General features: G+C 71.7%; 14 protein-coding genes. 2 read left to right on the forward strand and 12 right to left on the reverse strand.

The window, feature by feature from the left end; translation table 11 throughout:
* Window positions 1-107 precede the first annotated feature (107 nt).
* The 5 genes from CI785_RS16445 to trhO form a co-directional block, all read right to left on the reverse strand.
* The gene (locus tag CI785_RS16445; protein WP_105033136.1) at window positions 108-959 is read right to left on the reverse strand and encodes a sugar phosphate isomerase/epimerase family protein; all 852 of its coding nucleotides are present in this window, start codon (window positions 957-959) and stop codon (window positions 108-110) included.
* The gene (locus CI785_RS16450; RefSeq protein ID WP_105033137.1) at window positions 910-1923 is read right to left on the reverse strand and encodes a Ppx/GppA phosphatase family protein; all 1014 of its coding nucleotides are present in this window, start codon (window positions 1921-1923) and stop codon (window positions 910-912) included. The genes CI785_RS16445 and CI785_RS16450 overlap by 50 nt, the downstream gene beginning before the upstream one ends.
* Window positions 1924-1983: 60 nt before the next feature.
* Complete coding sequence (gene topA, locus CI785_RS16455) at window positions 1984-4731, reverse strand: type I DNA topoisomerase (RefSeq protein ID WP_105033138.1); 2748 nt, start codon at window positions 4729-4731, stop codon at window positions 1984-1986.
* A gap of 122 nt (window positions 4732-4853) precedes the next feature.
* A complete protein-coding gene (locus CI785_RS16460; protein WP_105033139.1) occupies window positions 4854-6650 on the reverse strand; it encodes a DUF7059 domain-containing protein in 1797 nt (598 codons plus the stop codon).
* Window positions 6650-7576 carry an oxygen-dependent tRNA uridine(34) hydroxylase TrhO gene (trhO, locus tag CI785_RS16465; RefSeq protein WP_105033140.1) on the reverse strand — a complete coding sequence of 309 codons (927 nt, stop codon included), beginning with the start codon at window positions 7574-7576 and terminating at the stop codon, window positions 6650-6652. The genes CI785_RS16460 and trhO overlap by 1 nt, the downstream gene beginning before the upstream one ends.
* Window positions 7577-7662: 86 nt before the next feature.
* On the opposite strand from trhO, the gene CI785_RS16470 reads away from it, so the two are divergent.
* Together CI785_RS16470 and CI785_RS16475 are read left to right on the forward strand one after the other, a co-directional pair.
* Window positions 7663-8313, forward strand: a complete 651-nt coding sequence (locus CI785_RS16470) for a GNAT family N-acetyltransferase (RefSeq protein ID WP_105033141.1) — start codon at window positions 7663-7665, stop codon at window positions 8311-8313.
* Window positions 8314-8361: 48 nt separating this feature from the next.
* Window positions 8362-10722: a DEAD/DEAH box helicase gene (locus CI785_RS16475; RefSeq protein WP_105033142.1), complete on the forward strand. Its 2361-nt coding sequence runs from the start codon at window positions 8362-8364 to the stop codon at window positions 10720-10722.
* Window positions 10723-10771: 49 nt separating this feature from the next.
* Here the strand turns inward: CI785_RS16475 and CI785_RS16480 are convergent, their stop codons facing one another.
* From CI785_RS16480 to ssd, 7 genes are all read right to left on the reverse strand, one after another.
* Window positions 10772-11158 (reverse strand): Rv3654c family TadE-like protein, encoded by a 387-nt coding sequence (locus CI785_RS16480; RefSeq protein WP_105033143.1) that lies wholly within the window; start codon window positions 11156-11158, stop codon window positions 10772-10774.
* Window positions 11151-11474 carry a TadE family type IV pilus minor pilin gene (locus CI785_RS17680; protein ID WP_420808266.1) on the reverse strand — a complete coding sequence of 108 codons (324 nt, stop codon included), beginning with the start codon at window positions 11472-11474 and terminating at the stop codon, window positions 11151-11153. The genes CI785_RS16480 and CI785_RS17680 overlap by 8 nt, the downstream gene beginning before the upstream one ends.
* Window positions 11475-11617: 143 nt before the next feature.
* Complete coding sequence (locus CI785_RS17615; protein ID WP_240615254.1) at window positions 11618-12166, reverse strand: DUF4244 domain-containing protein; 549 nt, start codon at window positions 12164-12166, stop codon at window positions 11618-11620.
* Window positions 12167-12309: 143 nt separating this feature from the next.
* On the reverse strand, window positions 12310-12921 hold the full coding sequence (locus CI785_RS16495; protein ID WP_105033145.1) for a type II secretion system F family protein: 612 nt from the start codon (window positions 12919-12921) through the stop codon (window positions 12310-12312).
* Window positions 12918-13697, reverse strand: coding sequence for a type II secretion system F family protein (locus CI785_RS16500; protein WP_105033146.1), 780 nt, complete (start codon window positions 13695-13697; stop codon window positions 12918-12920). The genes CI785_RS16495 and CI785_RS16500 overlap by 4 nt, the downstream gene beginning before the upstream one ends.
* Window positions 13698-13705: 8 nt before the next feature.
* Window positions 13706-15025, reverse strand: a complete 1320-nt coding sequence (locus tag CI785_RS16505; RefSeq protein WP_420808260.1) for a TadA family conjugal transfer-associated ATPase — start codon at window positions 15023-15025, stop codon at window positions 13706-13708.
* Window positions 15022-16083: a septum site-determining protein Ssd gene (ssd, locus tag CI785_RS16510; RefSeq protein WP_105033147.1), complete on the reverse strand. Its 1062-nt coding sequence runs from the start codon at window positions 16081-16083 to the stop codon at window positions 15022-15024. The genes CI785_RS16505 and ssd overlap by 4 nt, the downstream gene beginning before the upstream one ends.
* Window positions 16084-16125 lie beyond the last annotated feature (42 nt).

Consider the following 16125-nt stretch of genomic DNA (forward strand, 5'->3'; position numbering starts at 1 on the left):
CAACATCTGGACCGTCCACCGGCGCCATCCCTGTCTGAGGGTGGTCCCGGGAGTCGGCCCCTGGTGCGCTGCTCGGGATACCGTCCGGGATCCGCGCCTCCCACGCCTCAGTGGCCCAGGTGCTCCCGCGCGAACCGCAGCGTCTGTGCGAGCCATTCCTCGCGCTCCCCTGCGGCGCGGGCGCGCCGTGTGCTGACCTCCACCGCGACGACGCCGTCCCACCCCGCCCCGGCGAGGTGGCCGAGGGCCTCGGCGCACCGCTGCTGCCCCTGCCCCGGCAGCAGGTGCTCGTCCTTGCCGTTGGGCGTCCCGTCCGTGAGGTGCACGTGGGCGAGCCTTCCCCCGAGGGCGCGGATCTCCTCGTAGGAGTCCATGCCGGCGATCGCCGCGTGGGAGAAGTCCCAGGTGATGCGCTCGTAGGGCTCCGGGATGGGGTTCCAGTGCGGCAGGTAGGCCTTCGCCTCACGACCCCTGACCTTCCAGGGGTACATGTTCTCGACGGCGATCTCCACGCCGTACTCCGCCGCGACGCGCGCGATCCCCTCGGGGAACTCCTCGGCGTAGCCGGTCTGCCAGCGGAAGGGCGGGTGGGTGACCACGGTCCGGGCGCCCACTTCGGCGGCCATCGCCGCGGACAGCTCGATCTTCGTCCAGGCCTTGCCCCACACCTGCTGCGTCAGGAGCAGGGTCGGCGCGTGGATCGCGAAGATCGGCATGCCGTACCGCTCACTGAGGACGGCGAGCTGGTCGGGGTCCTGGCTCACCGAGTTGTTGGTGACCATGACCTCCACGCCGTCGTAGCCGAGGTCCTGCGCCAAGGCGAAGGCGTCGTGCACCGCCAGCGGGTAGACGGAGGCGCTGGACAGGGCCACGGGGATGGCGCGCGGAGCGCCGTCGGACTCGGCCACGTCAGGCTCCCTGGGGCAGGGAGGTGCGCCGCAGCGAGTCGAGCTGGGCATGCCCCACCCCGGCGCCCTGCAGCGGCTCGTCCGCGTCGAACATCTTGGCGTCGAAGCGCCGCAGCAGCAGACCCTCGCGCAGCGCCCAGGGGCAGATGTCCATGGAGGGCACGTTGAACAGTTCGAGTGCGCACTCGGCCACGAGAGCACCGGCGAGGACCTGCGGCGCCCGCAGCTCGGAGACGCCGTCGAGGTTCATGCGGTCCGCGGAGCTCATCGCGGCCAGCCGCTTGGTCCACAGGGAGAGGTCCTCGAGGCGCAGCTCACGTCGCACGAACGGCCCGGCGGCCGATGGTGCCGCCCCGGCGATGCGCGCCAGGGACCGGAACGTCTTCGAGGTGCCCGCGACCAGATGCGGCTCCCCCAGGTGCGCGAACCGGGGCACTGCCTCGCGGAGCGTCGCCCTGATGTAGCGGCGCAGCTCCTTCACGCTCTTCGCCGACGGCGGGTCCTTGGTCAGCCAGTCACGCGTGAGCCTGCCGGCACCCAGCGGCACGGACAGCGCCACCTCCGGCAGTTCGTCGGTCCCCATCGCCATCTCGAAGGAGCCGCCCCCGATGTCCAGGTTCAGGATGGACTCCGCACCCCAGCCGTACCAGCGGCGGACGGCCTGGAAGGTCACCGCCGCCTCCTGGTCGCCCGAGAGCTCCTGGAGGTCCACGCCGGTCTCCTCCCGCACACGGGTGAGGACCTCACGGCCGTTGCCGGCCTCGCGGATCGCGGAGGTGCAGAAAGCGAGGAAGTCCTCGGCGTCGTGCCCCGCGGCGAACGCACGGGCCTCCCGGACGAAACCGACGAGCTCGTCCTGTCCCTCCCGTGAGATGCTGCCGTCCTCGTCGAGATAGGCCACCAGCTGCAGGGGCTTCTTATGGGACGCGAACGGCACCGGGCGGCCACCCGGGTGGGCATCCACCAGCAGCAGATGGACCGTGTTCGACCCGATGTCCAGTACACCTAACCGCATTGCTCCCGCGCTTCCAGCTCATCCCCCGCTTGTGTGTGTCTGTTCATACCGCGCAACGGGCTACTTCCCTGCAGCGACCTTGCGCTTCGCGGGTGCCCGCCGGGTGGTCTTCTTCGGCGCCGGACCCTTGGCCCGCTTCTCGGCGAGCATGTCGATCGCCTGCTCGCGCGTCAGCTCCTCGATGGCCATCGAGCCGGGCACCGTGATGTTGGTGACACCGTCCGTGATGTAGGGCCCGAAACGGCCGTCCTTCACCACGATGGGCTTCTCGCTCACCGGGTCCTCGCCGAACTCGGCAAGCGGCGGCGTGACCGTCCGTCCGGCGCGCTGCTTGGGCTGCGCGTAGATCTCCAGGGCCTGCTCGAGGGTGATCGTGAAGATCTCCTCCTCCGAGCCGATGGAGCGCGAGTCGCTGCCCTTCTTCAGGTAGGGCCCGAAGCGGCCGTTCTGCACCGTGATCTCCTTGCCGTCCTCGTCCGTGCCGAGCACGCGCGGGAGGTTCATGAGCCTCAGGGCGTCCTCGAGCGTGACGGTGTCCACCGACATGGACTTGAAGAGCGAGCCCGTGCGCGGCTTGACCTTCGCGGGCTTCTTCGGCGGCTTGGGCTTGCCGTTCTTGTAGTACTCGACCGGCTGGTTGGCGAGATCCTCCGCGGTGGGCTCCGGGATCAGCTCGATCACGTACGGCCCGTAGCGGCCGTCGCGGGCCACGATGGTACGCCCGGTCTCCGGGTCGGTCCCGAGCACGCGCTCCTGCGAGGTGGGCGCCTCCATCAGCTCGAGGGCCTTCTCGACCGTCAGCTCGTCCGGCGCGAGGTCCTCGGGGACGTTGGCACGCTGCGGTTCGGTACCCTCGGGGGCATCCGCCGGCAGCGGCTTCTCGAGGTACGGGCCGAACTTGCCGACGCGCAGGGTAATGCCCTCCGCGATCTCCACGGAGTTGATGCTCCGCGCGTCGATCTCGCCGAGCTCGGCGACGATCGTGTGCAGGCCGGTGTCCTTGCGGTCGCCGTAGTAGAAGTGGTTGAGCCACTCCACCCGACCCGCCTCGCCACGGGAGATGCGGTCGAGGTCCTCCTCGAGCTCCGCCGTGAAGTCGTAGTCGACGTAGTCGTTGAAGTGCTCCTCGAGCAGGCGCACCACCGAGAACGCGATCCAGCTCGGCACGAGCGCCTGACCCCGGGAGCTGACGTAGCCGCGGTCCATGATCGTGGACATCGTCGCGGCGTAGGTGGAGGGGCGCCCGATGCCGCGCTCGTCGAGCACCTTCACGAGCGACGCCTCGGTGTAGCGCGGGGGCGGCGAGGTCTCGTGGCCCACGGCCTCGATCGCCGTCGCGCCCAGCGCGTCGCCCTTGGCGACGTTGGGCAGGCGCGTGCCCTGGGCGTCGTCGTCCGTCCCGTCCTCGGTGCGGTCGGCGTCACGGCCCTCCTCGTAGGCGGCGAGGAAGCCGCGGAAGGTGATGACCGTGCCGGAGGCGGCGAACTCGGCATCGCGGCCGTCGGCGCTCCGGGCGCCCAGGCGCAGCGACGCCGTCGAACCCTTCGCATCCGCCATCTGGGAGGCGACGGTGCGCTTCCAGATCAGTTCGTACAGGCGGAACTCGTCGCCGCGCAGCGACTGCGCCACCTGGGCGGGGGTGCGGAAGGAGTCACCCGCGGGACGGATGGCCTCGTGGGCCTCCTGCGCGTTCTTGGCCTTGCCCTTGTAGACGCGGCGGGACTCCGGGACGTACTCGGGACCGTACAGCTCCGACGCCTGGCGGCGCGCGGCGTTGATGGCCTGGTCCGAGAGCGCCGAGGAGTCGGTACGCATGTAGGTGATGTAGCCGTTCTCGTACAGGCGCTGCGCCACCTGCATGGTGACCTTGGAGCTGAAGCGCAGCTTGCGGGCCGCCTCCTGCTGCAGCGTCGAGGTGGTGAACGGGGCGGCGGGACGGCGCGTGTAGGGCTTGGTCTCGAGGGACCGGACCTCGAACGCGGCGCTCTCCAGGCCGGTGGCGAGCGAGCGCGCGGCGTCGCCGTCGAGCCGGACCACGTTGGCAGCCTTCAGCTCGCCACGGTCGGAGAAGTCCTTGCCGGAGGCGATGCGGCGGCCGTCGACGGCGACGAGCTTGGCCGGGAAGGCGCTGCCCTTGGAGGTGTCCTCGGGCGTGAAGGTGCCGGTGAGGTCCCAGTACGACGCCGCGCGGAACGCCATGCGCTCGCGTTCGCGCTCGACGACCAGGCGCGTGGCCACCGACTGCACGCGGCCGGCGGACAGACCGCGGGCCACCTTGCGCCAGAGCACGGGCGAGATCTCGTAGCCGTAGAGGCGGTCGAGGATACGCCGGGTCTCCTGGGCGTCGACCATGGGGATGTCGACCTCGCGCAGCTCCCCGAGGGCGCGGGTGACGGCCTCCTTGGTGATCTCGCCGAAGGTCAGGCGGTACACGGGGACCTTCGGCTTCAGGACCTGCAGCAGGTGCCACGCGATGGCTTCGCCCTCGCGGTCGGCGTCGGTGGCGAGGTAGAGCTCGTCGGCGTCCTTCAGGGCCGCCTTGAGTTCCGCGACGGTCTTCCGCTTCTCCGGGGAAACGACGTAGTACGGCTCGAAATCCTTGTCCAGATCCACCGCGAACTTGCCCACGGAGGACTTCTTTAGCTCGGCGGGGAGATCGGAGGGCTGCGGGAGGTCGCGGATGTGCCCCATGGACGCCGCGACCTGGAAACCCTCGCCGAGATAGCCCGAGATGCTCTTGATCTTGCTGGGGGACTCAACGATGACGAGCTTCTTGCCGTGCTTCTTGTCCGTGGCCTTGGTCGGCACTTCTCTCCTATATATACGGGGCGATGCCGCGGCAGGGTGGTGGGCATCCGGTCGGGATCCCTCTGCTGGGCCTCAACTCACAGTATGCGTCATGAGTACCTGCACAAGGGTAGCCGCTGGTTTCAGGGGACCGGAATCAGGAAGCCCTCGCGGATGAGCTGCTCGACATCGACCAGCAGTCCCGCCGTGAACGCCGCATCGGGCCGCTCCAGGAGCATCGCGAGGGCGCCTGCGATCTGACCGGCGGTGAGGTCGCCGTCGCACGCGGACACGAATCCGGCGAGCTCGGTGCTGAGCAGCGTTGTGCGCCGGAGGCCGGCGCCCTGCCGCAGCAGGATCACGCCCGGGTGCTCCGCGCCGGGCCGCTGGTGCCGTTCCTCGGTGACGTCGTCGGCGACGAGCAGGAACGCGTCCGCGATACCGGTGCCCGATGCCGCCTGCTCCGTGTGGGCGGCGAGCCAGTCCCCGCGCCCAACGGCGGCCGCCAGGTGCGGACCCACGGGCTGTTCGATCTCGTGCGTGATCTCCTCGAGCGTCACCCGCACGACGTCGCGCCGGTCCCGCGGGCGCCGCAGCCACACCGAGCCGAAACCGATGCCCTCGACGTCGCGCGCGGCGAAGTCCGCGAGATAGGCGGCGAAGCTCTCCAGGTAGGCATCCCGGTCCCGGTTCTCGGCGGCATCCCGCAGCCACGTCTCGGCGTACTGCACGGGTGTCAGCTGCTCGCGCTGGATGATCCAGGCGTCGACGCCGGGAGGCACGAAGCCGCGGATGCGGCGCTCCCACGCGGTGCCCTCGGTGATCTCCCAGTTGCCGAGCAGCTGCGCCACGCCGCCCGGCGCGAGGATCCCTGGGAGGTCCCGGATCAGGGTCGACACGACGGCGTCGCCGGCGAGGCCGCCGTCGCGGTAGGTGTACGACTCCGTCGGGTCGCCCGTGCGCGGGGTGATCACGAACGGCGGATTGGACACCACGAGCCCGAACCGCTCCCCCGCCACCGGCTCGAGCAGGCTCCCGAGGCGGAGGCTGACCCGCTCGCCGAGGTGCAGCGGGTCGAGATCCAGGGCCGGCGCGTTCAGCAGGAGGTTGAAGCGGGCGAAGGCCAGCGCGCGGTCGGAGACGTCGGTCAGGGTGACGTGGCGGGCGTGCGACAGGAGGTGGAAGGCCTGGATGCCGCTGCCGGTGCCGAGGTCCAGGGCCCGGTCCACCGGCGCCCTCATCACGGTCTGCGCCAGCGTCAGGGACGCGCCTCCGATCCCGAGGACGTGGTCGTGGCGCAGCGGACCCGGCCGCTGTTCGGACCCGAGGTCGCTGGCCACCCAGAGGTTGCCTCCGACGTCCGAGCCGTAGGGGCGCAGTTCGACGGTGGCGCGCCAGGGGTCCGGGGTTCCGCCGTGGTTCCGCCCGCCTGCCGGGGATTCCCGGGGAGCGTCACCGGGCGCGTCGGACGGCGCCGCGGCGGGATCGCCCGGCACCCGCTCGATGAGCCGGAGCTTCTCGAGTCCGGCGACGCCGATGCCCGGGAAGGCCGCCTGCAGATCGTCCGTCGCCACGGTCTCGCCGAGGAGCCACAGCAGCACGGGGACGGCACGTGCTCCGGCTCCGCGTCCGGTCCCGCCGTTGCCGCCCTCGCTGCCGGTCTCGTCGTTGCCGGCCTCGCCGTAGGTCTCGTCGTTGCCGGCCTCGTCGTCGTGCCCGTCCTCGCTGAGGAGACGCCGACCCTCCAGCAGCGCGGGTGCCAGCTGCCCGCGGCCCAGCGCCGTGTACGCGGCGCTGCCGAGAAGCGCTTCGACGCCGTCGACCGTGTAGTCGAGCACCGTCAGATCCCCGGCGAGCGCCTCGAGCGCGGCCGGGTCGTCGCTGGAGGGCGCGGAGGGGACGTCGTCGTCGAACTCCCCGTACGCGGCGGTGACCGGCATCAGGCGGCGCCCGCTGCCGTCGCCTCGGCCTCGTCCGACTCGCACCCCTGCGGGCAGCGCAGCGTCACCGGATCGGCGGCACATCCGGCGCAGTACAGGGTCAGGTTGCGGCACGCGGGATCCGAGCAGTTCTCGAAGGTGTTCGTGGGGGCCCCACACCTGACGCATCGTCCGAGGGTCACGGCGTCATCGCTGAACTCGAGGTGCATGCGCTTGTCGAACACGTAGAGGGACCCCTCCCAGAGCCCGCCGTCGCGGTACTTCTCGCCGTAGCGGACGATCCCGCCGTCGAGCTGGTAGACCTCCTGGAAACCGCGGTTGACCATGAGGCTGGAGAGCACCTCGCAGCGGATCCCGCCGGTGCAGTAGGTGACCACGGGCTTGTCCTTGAGGTCGTCGTACTTGCCCGAGTCGAGCTCGCGGACGAAGTCATGGGTGGTCCGCACGTCGGGCACCACGGCGCCCTTGAACCGCCCGATCTGCGCCTCGAAAGCGTTCCGGCCGTCGAAGAAGACCACCTCCTCCCCCGCTGCGCGCTTCGCGTCGACCAGGGCGTGCAGTTCCTCGGGCGCCAGATGCGTGCCACCGCCCACCACACCGTTCTCGTCGACCTCCAGTTCGCCGGGGGCGCCGAAGGAGACGATCTCGTCGCGGACCTTGACGCTCAGCCGCGGGAAGTCATCGGCTCCGCCGTCGGACCATTTGATCTCCATGCCCTTGAACGCCGGGTACTCACGCGTGGTCTTCACGTATTGCTTGACGGCGCCGATCTCGCCACCGACGGTGCCGTTGATGCCGTCCTTGGAGATGAGGATCCTCCCGCGTAGCCCCCACTTCTCGCAGAGGGCGCGCTGCCACAGCCGGATGGCCTCGGGATCGGGCAGCGGGGCAAAGGCGTAATAGAGCGCAATACGGTTCATCGACACGGCTTAAAGCCTACTTCGCGTCTCAAAACCGTAACCCTCGCGGCCGCCTATGTGCATCGTCCCCGCCGAGAACTAGGGTGCAGCACATGGGCGCAGAAGCAGACAGGGAACTCCTCCGGACCTGGATCACCGGGTGGTCCGCATGCAGGGGCTACGAACCGCACGACGACGGCCGCACGACGTCCGTGCTCCTGACGGACCAGCAGAACCGGACGGAGCATTTCCTCTTCGAGCCCACCGACGAGCTGCTGCTCGACGTGGCATCGGAGCTCCGGCAGGATCCCCTGCGCGTGCTGACCGTCGTCACCAACCGGATGCAGGCCCTGATCGACGCCACCGCGCCGCTCGGCACGCGCGTGACCGACCGCCGGCAGTCCCTGATGCGCGTCGACATGGACGGGCAGGACGTCGAGGACCCGCGGCCTCCCGGTGACGGCTTCGCCCTGGAACGCACCCGCGAGGGATCCTGCCGCCGCGTCACGGTCCATGCCGACGGGGTCCTGGCGGCCCGGGGGTCCGTCTCCGTGGTGGACGAGTACGCGGTCTACGACCGCATCGTCACCGAGGAACGCTTCCGGCGCCGCGGGCTGGCCAGTTACGTCATGCGGGATCTCACCGCCGCGGTCATGGAGGACGATGTCACCTCCGGGCTGCTCATGGCCTCCGCCGACGGACGGGCGCTCTACGAATTCCTCGGCTGGCAGCACCTGGCCGACGTGTTCGTCATCAGAGGATAAGCGCCGTTCCCGGGGTCCCCGGCCGGGCGCCGATGGGACAATTGCGGCGTGGCTGCGCACGACTCCCTCATCCCCCTGCTCGGGGGCGGACCAGAACCCGAGCAGCTGCTGCATGTCCGGGAGATCCCTGCCCGGGACGCCGAGCATGCGCCCTGGCCGGAGTGGGCCCACCCCGACGTCGTCTCCGCCTTCACCCTGCGCGGCGTCCGCGAGCCCTGGCGCCACCAGGTGGAAGGCGCCACCTCCGCCCATGAGGGATCGCACACCATCATCGCCACGGGCACCGCGTCCGGGAAATCGCTGTGCTACCAGCTGCCGGTGCTCGACGAGATCCACCGCAGTGAACTGGCGAGCCGCGCGACGCTCGCCCCGAACGGGTCGGTGGCTCTCTACCTCGCGCCCACGAAGGCGCTCGCCGCCGACCAGCTCTCGGCGATCAACGCGCTGAAGCTGCCCACCGTGCGCGCCGAGACGTACGACGGCGACACGGAATCGGGCGCACGGCGCTGGATCCGCGATCACGCCAACCTGGTCCTCGCGAACCCCGACATGCTGCACTACGGCATCCTGCCCAACCACACGTGGTGGGCGCGGTTCTTCCGTCGGCTCAAGTACGTGGTCATCGACGAGGCGCACAGCTACCGGGGCGTGTTCGGGTCCCACGTCGCGAACCTCCTGCGGCGCCTGCGGCGGATCTGCGCGAGCTACGGGGCGCACCCCGTGTTCATCGGGGCGTCCGCCACCTCGGCCTCACCGGCCGCCTCCTTCGGCCGGCTGATCGGCGCCCCCGTGCAGGCGGTCGACCAGGACAGCTCCCCGCACGGCTCCACCACCGTGGCCTTCTGGGAACCGCAGCTCACCGGGATGAAGGGCGAGAACGGTGCCCCCTCCCGACGGACGGTCATCGCGGAGACGTCCGACCTCCTCGCCAATCTCGTGTCCTCGCAGGTGAGGACCATCGCGTTCATCAAGTCGAGGCGCGGCGCGGAGAGCATCGCGCAGACCTCCCGGCGGATGCTCGAGGACGTGCACCCGAGCCTGCCGCACCGCATCGCCGCGTACCGCTCGGGTTACCTACCGGAGGAGCGGCGGGCCCTCGAGGCGTCGCTGCGCAGCGGGGAGCTGCTGGGCGTGGCCAGTACCTCGGCGCTGGAGCTGGGGATCGACATCTCGGGCCTCGACGCCGTCCTCGTGGCCGGCTGGCCGGGCACCCGTGCCTCGCTCATGCAGCAGATCGGCAGGGCCGGGCGGTCGGGCCAGGACGCCATCGCCGCATTCGTCGCCAGCGACGATCCCCTCGACACCTATCTCGTGCACCATCCGGAGGCAGTGTTCGACCTCGCCGTCGAGGCCACCGTGTTCGACCCCTCCAATCCGTACGTGCTCGGCCCGCACCTGTGCTCCGCGGCAGCCGAACTGCCGCTGACGGAGGCGGACCTCGGTCTCTTCGGGGCGACGTCGGAGGACCTGCTCGGGACCCTGTGCGAGCAGGGGTTCCTCCGGCGCCGGCCCGCGGGCTGGTTCTGGACCCACCCCCAGAGCGCTGCGGCCATGGTGAACCTCAGGGCGGACGGAGGCGGGCCGATCAACATCGTGGAGGCGGATTCCGGTGCTCTGCTCGGCACGATGGATTCGCCGCAGAGCCACTACCAGGCGCATCCCGGGGCGGTGTACGTCCACCAGGGGCGCACGTACGTGGTGCAGGAACTCAACGAGCAGGACCACTGCGCCGTGGTGGCCCGGGCGCATCCCGACTACTACACCCAGGCGCGGGACGTCACGCAGATCGAGGTGATCGGACGGGACGTCAGCGCGCTGTGGGGCGGGGTGCTCGCGAACTTCGGGGACGTGAAGGTCACCACCCAGGTGGTCTCCTTCCAGCGCAAGGCGTTCTCCTCCAACGAGATCCTGGGTGAGGAGCCTTTGGAGCTCGGGGCCCGGGACCTGTTCACGAAGAGCGTGTGGTTCGAGATCAGCCCGGAGCTCCTCGAGGCGGAGGGAATCCTCGCGGAGGAGCTGCCCGGTGCGCTCCACGCCGCCGAGCACGCAGCGATCGGGCTGCTGCCACTCGTGGCCTCGAGCGACCGGTGGGACATCGGCGGCGTGTCGACGGCGCTGCACGCCGACACAGGCCTGCCGACCATCTTCGTGTACGACGGGCATCCCGGCGGGGCGGGGTTCGCCGAGCGCGGGTTCGAGGCCGCCCGCACCTGGCTGGCGGCGACCCGCGACGCCATCGAGGCGTGCGAGTGCGAGTCCGGCTGCCCCTCCTGTGTGCAGTCCCCCAAGTGCGGCAACCGGAACAACCCGCTGAGCAAGGGCGGAGCCGTGGCGGTGCTGTCCCTCATCCTCAACCAGGCGGCCGGGGCGTCCGCCGACGGGGTCGCAGCCTCGCAACTGCGCTCCTGACGGTTCCCTCCCACCGCCCCCGCGCCGCGACAGGCCGCGGTGCACCCGCTCACGGCGGCGGTCCCGCCCTCGCCGCACCGACGGCGTCGGGCAGCAAGCCGGTGCTGCTGACCGACACGCGGACCACGACCGTCCCCGGGCCGGTCCCACCGACGGAACACTCCCGCACCGCGGCACCCTGGCGTCGCGCGACCGCCTCCGCGGCCGAGCAGGGGTCGTCTGCGGTGAGGCCCCGGGCGGCGTCGGCGGCCGCCAGGGCGGCCAGGTCGGCGGCTGTCGCCGCCTTCGAGGCCGCCGTCGTGGCCTGCAGCAGGAGGGCCGCCGATGCGATGAGAAGGAGCGCCAACACTGCGAGTCCTGCCATCAGCAGCGTCCCGGCTCCGTTCTCGGCGTCCAGGCCCTGCTGCCCGCTCCGTGATACCGGTGGCCTACCCATGATGTTCCTCCCTGCCCGATGCCGAGGCATGCAGCTCGATGCCCATCAGCTCGACGAACGGACCCTCGACCCGTGACCGTACCTCGACGGTCGCCCAGCCCGATCCGGAGACGACCCGCGCCGACGCTCCGCGTCCGGCGAGGCGCTGCACCGTCTGTTCCACGGATGCGTTGCTCTCGCCCCGCATGACCTCACGGGCGCCTGCACGTGCCGCTTCCTCCAGCCGCAGCTGCACGGTGCCGACGTGGGCCGTACCCAGGAGGAGAGCGAGCAGGAGGACCAGGGCGGGCAACACTACGGCGACCTCGGCGGTGATCGACCCCTGCTGCGCCCGGTCCGATCCGCGGACCCGCGATCCGCATGTGCCCGCCCCGCACGCCGACGAGCGGTGCGCCGACGTCCGACAGGGGACTCGCTGGACGCCGTCGCTGACGGCCGACCCGCCCCGGCCACCGCTCATCAGCCGAAGCTGAGCGCCGAGGTGATCAGGGACATCAGGAGTCCCCTGACCTCACCGCTGGACAGGACCGCGACGAGGAGGGCGGCGAACCCCACCGCGGCGAGCGTGGCGATCGCGTATTCGGCAGTCGCCATCCCGGCTTCCCGGTCCACCGGCGCGTTCCTGCTCCGGCGGATCACCTGCTCGTTCGACCTCCGCCGTCGCGCCTCCTCGCGGCGGGCGGACCGGGTGCCGCCGGATGCACCGGCGGCAGACGACCCGGAACCGCTCCCCCAGGAACGGTCTCCGGTGCTGACGGGCTGCGCGGGCAGAAGGACCGAGCGGGGCTGCGGCACGGGGCACGCGGCCGGGCTGTCGGTGACCTGCCCGCCTGCCCCTGCAGCCTCTTCGTGCGCCGGCCGAGCCGACCCGCGCCCGGGATCCGCCGTGCGGCTCGTGACGCCCTCCGGAACCGGGCCGGTCGGGAGGCGGACGGCGCCCCTGATGCCGGCGTCGGGGTCCTGCAGTGCCGGATCCCCGGTCTCCCTCTGGTGCAATCGCTGTGCCATGACGTCTCCTTTTCATCGACGTGGAATGCGGTCCACGTGGCGGAAGCGACGGTCGTCGCAGGACCAACTCTGGCGGTGCCACACCTGGTACCGGACGAGGTACCGGGCTAAGTGGATAACCATCCGCCACCCGGACAGCACCGTCAGAGCGCCGGCAGGAGACCCAGCACGACGGGTACCACGCCCAGGCAGATGAAGGCCGGCAGGGAGCACAGACCGAGCGGCAGGACGAGCTGCACGCCCAGGGCGGCAGCCTTCCTGTCGATCTCGCGGTTGTGCCGGCGTCGTAGCTGGGCGGCGTGGGCATGCAGGAGTGCCGCCGACGGGGCCCCCGTGGAGGTGGCGAAGCGAAGGCCTTCGCGGACCTCCGCGACGCACCGCCGCGGATAGGGACCGCCGCGCTCTCGCCGGCGGAGCACCGGGCGTCCTGCCGCGGGTGTGCCCGCACCTCCTTCGCCGACGTCCCAGGCCGCCTCCCACGACGCGCCCAGGAGTCGCGCAGCATGGACGCGGCCCAGGGGCGAACCCACCTCGGGCTCGCAGGCGCCGGCGATGACCGAGAGGGCGCTCTCGACCGATGCCCCGGATGACAGCAGCACCGCCAGCAGATCGAGCATGAGCGGCGCGTCCCGGATGCCCCGCCCCTCCCGCTGTTCCGCCGCCGGTCGGGGACGCGACCCGGAGCGGCCCGACGGGAGAGCCAGGACGAAGGCACCGGCGGCGAGCAGGACGGATACGGTCAGCCCCGCCGTCACGGATCACCTCCGGCCCGTCGCACGAGGGCGCCGGACCAGATCCGCGACACGATCATGAGCAGGAGGCCCGCGGCAAGGGCCAGCCGCCCGAGGAACGACCCCAGCAGTACCTCCAGCGAATTCAGGCCGAGGGCGAACCCGAGGAACAACCCGACGGCCGGCAGCCAGGCGAGCAGGACGACGGTCGCCCGAGGACCGGCCAGGGCTGTCTCCCGCGCCGAGAGGCCCTCGAGATCGGCGTCGAGCTGCGCCGCGTATCGTTCGAGGATCCCGGCCAGGGGCGCCCCGCTCCGCTCGGCGACGACCAGGCATCCGACCAGGTCCACCCACAGCCGGTCGGTCTGCGCCCGCGTCCTCCCCGCACCGGCGAGGCCGGTGCCCCCGGTGGCCTGGCGCAGCGCATCGGGAATGCCCAGACCGAGTTCGGCGGCTCGACGCGCCGTCCCGATCACCGGCAGGGCCTCCACCGCGAATGTGCTCCGGCGGTCGGCGTACACGCTCTCCATGTCCGCCCACAGGGTGTGGGGCGGGCGTCCCGCCCGAAGGAGCCCGGCCAGTTGGTGGACGAACAGCGGAAGCTCGTGGGGGTCGACGGCGGTGCGTCGCCCGCCGTATCGGGCCCTGGTCCCGCCATGACCGGGCATCCTCGATGACAGGGGACCGCGCAGGCCCTCGCCGGCCGGTGCGCAGGCCCGCCCCGCCGGTCTGCTCCCGGTCGGTGCGGCCCGGGACAGTGAGAGGATCACGCCGGAGCCCGCCAGGAGGAGCGCCACCATCAGCCCTGTCACGGCACGCCACGGCCTGCACACGGCCGCCCGGGCTCGGACGCGGGCACCGGTCCGGGCCAGCCCACGCGGTGGGCGAAGTCGTCCCAGCCCGCGGCACGGCGGCAGCCCGCTCCTGAGTCGACGAGGACGGGCCGGACCATCAGACCCGGCGATCCGCCGCGCTCCAGCAGACTGAGGCTCTCCACACGACGGCCCTGCCGGTCGCGCACGATATGGACCACGACGTCGACCGCGCTGGCCGCCTGCAGCGCGAGCGCGTCCTGCGTCAGGCCGGCGAGAGCCGCGAGCGCGCTCAACCGCGCCGGTACCGCCTCGGCGGAGTTCGCGTGGATGGTCGCCCCTCCGCCGTCGTGTCCGGTATTCATCGCCGCCAGCAGTTCACGGACCTCAGCGCCCCTGCACTCGCCGACCACGAGCCGGTCGGGCCGCATCCGCAGGGCCTGCCGGACGAGCTCGGTGAGGTCCAGCACTCCTGCACCCTCGAGATTGCCGTGGCGGGACTGGAGCCCCACGGTGTGCGGGTGCGCGGGATTCAGCTCGGCGGCGTCCTCGACCAGCACGACGCGTTCGGTAGGATCCGCCAGCCCGAGGAGCGCGGACAGGAGCGTGGTCTTGCCCGTCCCCGTCGCTCCGCTGACGAGGAAGTTCAGGCGGCTCCGCATCATCAGGGCGAGGGCGTCGGCCATCGCAGGCGCCACGGTCCCGTTGGCGGTGAGCTCGGTCAGGGAGAAGACCCGCGGGCGCCTGACGCGGATGGACAGCAGGGTGCCCGCCGTCGAGATGGGAGGCAGGACGGCGTGGACCCTGAGCCCGTCGAGGCGGACGTCCACGGCGGGACACCCGTCGTCGAGGCGCCGCCCTCCGGCCGCCACGAGGCGGACGGCCAGGGCCCGGACCTCACCGTCCGTGGAGAAGACGCGGCCGACCCGCCGGAGCCCGGCGTCGCCGTCGACCCACACGTCGTCGGGGCCGTTGACGAGGATGTCCGTGATGGACTCCTCGGCGAGGAGGTGCTCGAGCGGCCCGAGTCCCTTGAGTTCGGCCCGCACCCTGTCCAGCGCCGACAGGGTGCCCTCCGAGCCGAGCAGCCTCCCGCTCGAACCCACCGCGTCGGCGAACGCCGCGCCGGTCGCCCGGACATCACCGGCCAGGACCGCCCTGCGGACCGAGTCCACCATCGATGCTGCCCCGGGATCACCGGCCGACGACGCCCCGGTGTCCGTCGAACCGCGTGTGCCGGAGCGGGCCGGCGCGTGCCCGGGGGTGGAGCGCAGCTGACGCCTCGTGGGTGCGTCCTGTCCGCCGTCACCGCTCATCCTGCACGCTCGAGGCCGGTACAGACGGAGGCGACGAGCGTCCGTGCCTTCCGCGGCAGGGGGAACCCCAGCATCCTGCCACCGGCTTCGGCCCCGGAGGCTCCACGCACGAACGGCAGGTACGGCAGGGGCCCCGGTCGCCCGATGACCTCCGCCAGATGCCACGCGTCGAGTCCCTCGAGCACGGGCCCGCGCAGCACCACGGTCGTGGGCAGGGAACCGTGCGCCGACAGGACACCTCCCAGGGCCGTGAGGCTGCGTGGTCGGGACGGCACGAGGACCACGAGCTGATCGCACAGGGACGTCAGGGCGGAGGACGCGGGCAGGCTGCCGAGGTCCACGACGCTGACGTCGAACGCGCTGCGGGCGGCCTCCAGGGTGGCGGCAGCGGATTCCATGCCGTGCTCCGCGCCGTTCCCGGCACCACCGGAGTGGGACAGTACCGCGAGCTTCCCCTCGGCGGGCAGCGCGGACACCAGCTGGTCCGGGTTGAGCGTCCCCCGGAGGTCCTGCAGGTCATTCCACCGCACGCCGGGGCGTTCCTCCATGCCCAGGGCGAGATCCAGTCCGCCGGCCAGCGGCTGACCGTCGACGAGCAGGGTGGAGTTGCCCCGGCGGGCCAGGGTGCGCGCGCACCAGAAGGCGAGGGTACTGACGCCGCATCCTCCGGCCGTGCCGACGAAGCCCACCACCGCCCCGGTGGCAGCCGGGTTCACGCGCCGGCCGATGTGTTCGGCGAGCCACGCCGTGCCCTGGGGCAGGATGACGACGCGGGAGGATGCCAGGCGGGCGGCGGTCCCCCACGCCGCCGATTCGTGGTCCGCAGCCCCCACCACGATGACCTCCCGATGCCCTGCCACCCCCGCCTCGGCCTGTTCCGGACCGACGAGCAGCACGGCCGGATCCAGGGGGAGAGCGGCTGCGAGGCTCTCGACGAAGAGCGGGGAGACGCCCGCTGCGGCGCCGACGCGCGCCACCTGGTCCCGCACGTCCTGCGAGCCGCCCGCGAGGACCACGGGCCGCCGGCCTGCGGTGGGGATCCAGGTCTGCTGCCTCATGCCCCAACCCTCGCCGCGTGGGTCCGGAGCGCGCGACCGGAT

Origin of the sequence: Arthrobacter ruber (genome assembly GCF_002954225.1) — a bacterium.
Lineage (GTDB): Bacteria > Actinomycetota > Actinomycetes > Actinomycetales > Micrococcaceae > Arthrobacter_D > Arthrobacter_D ruber.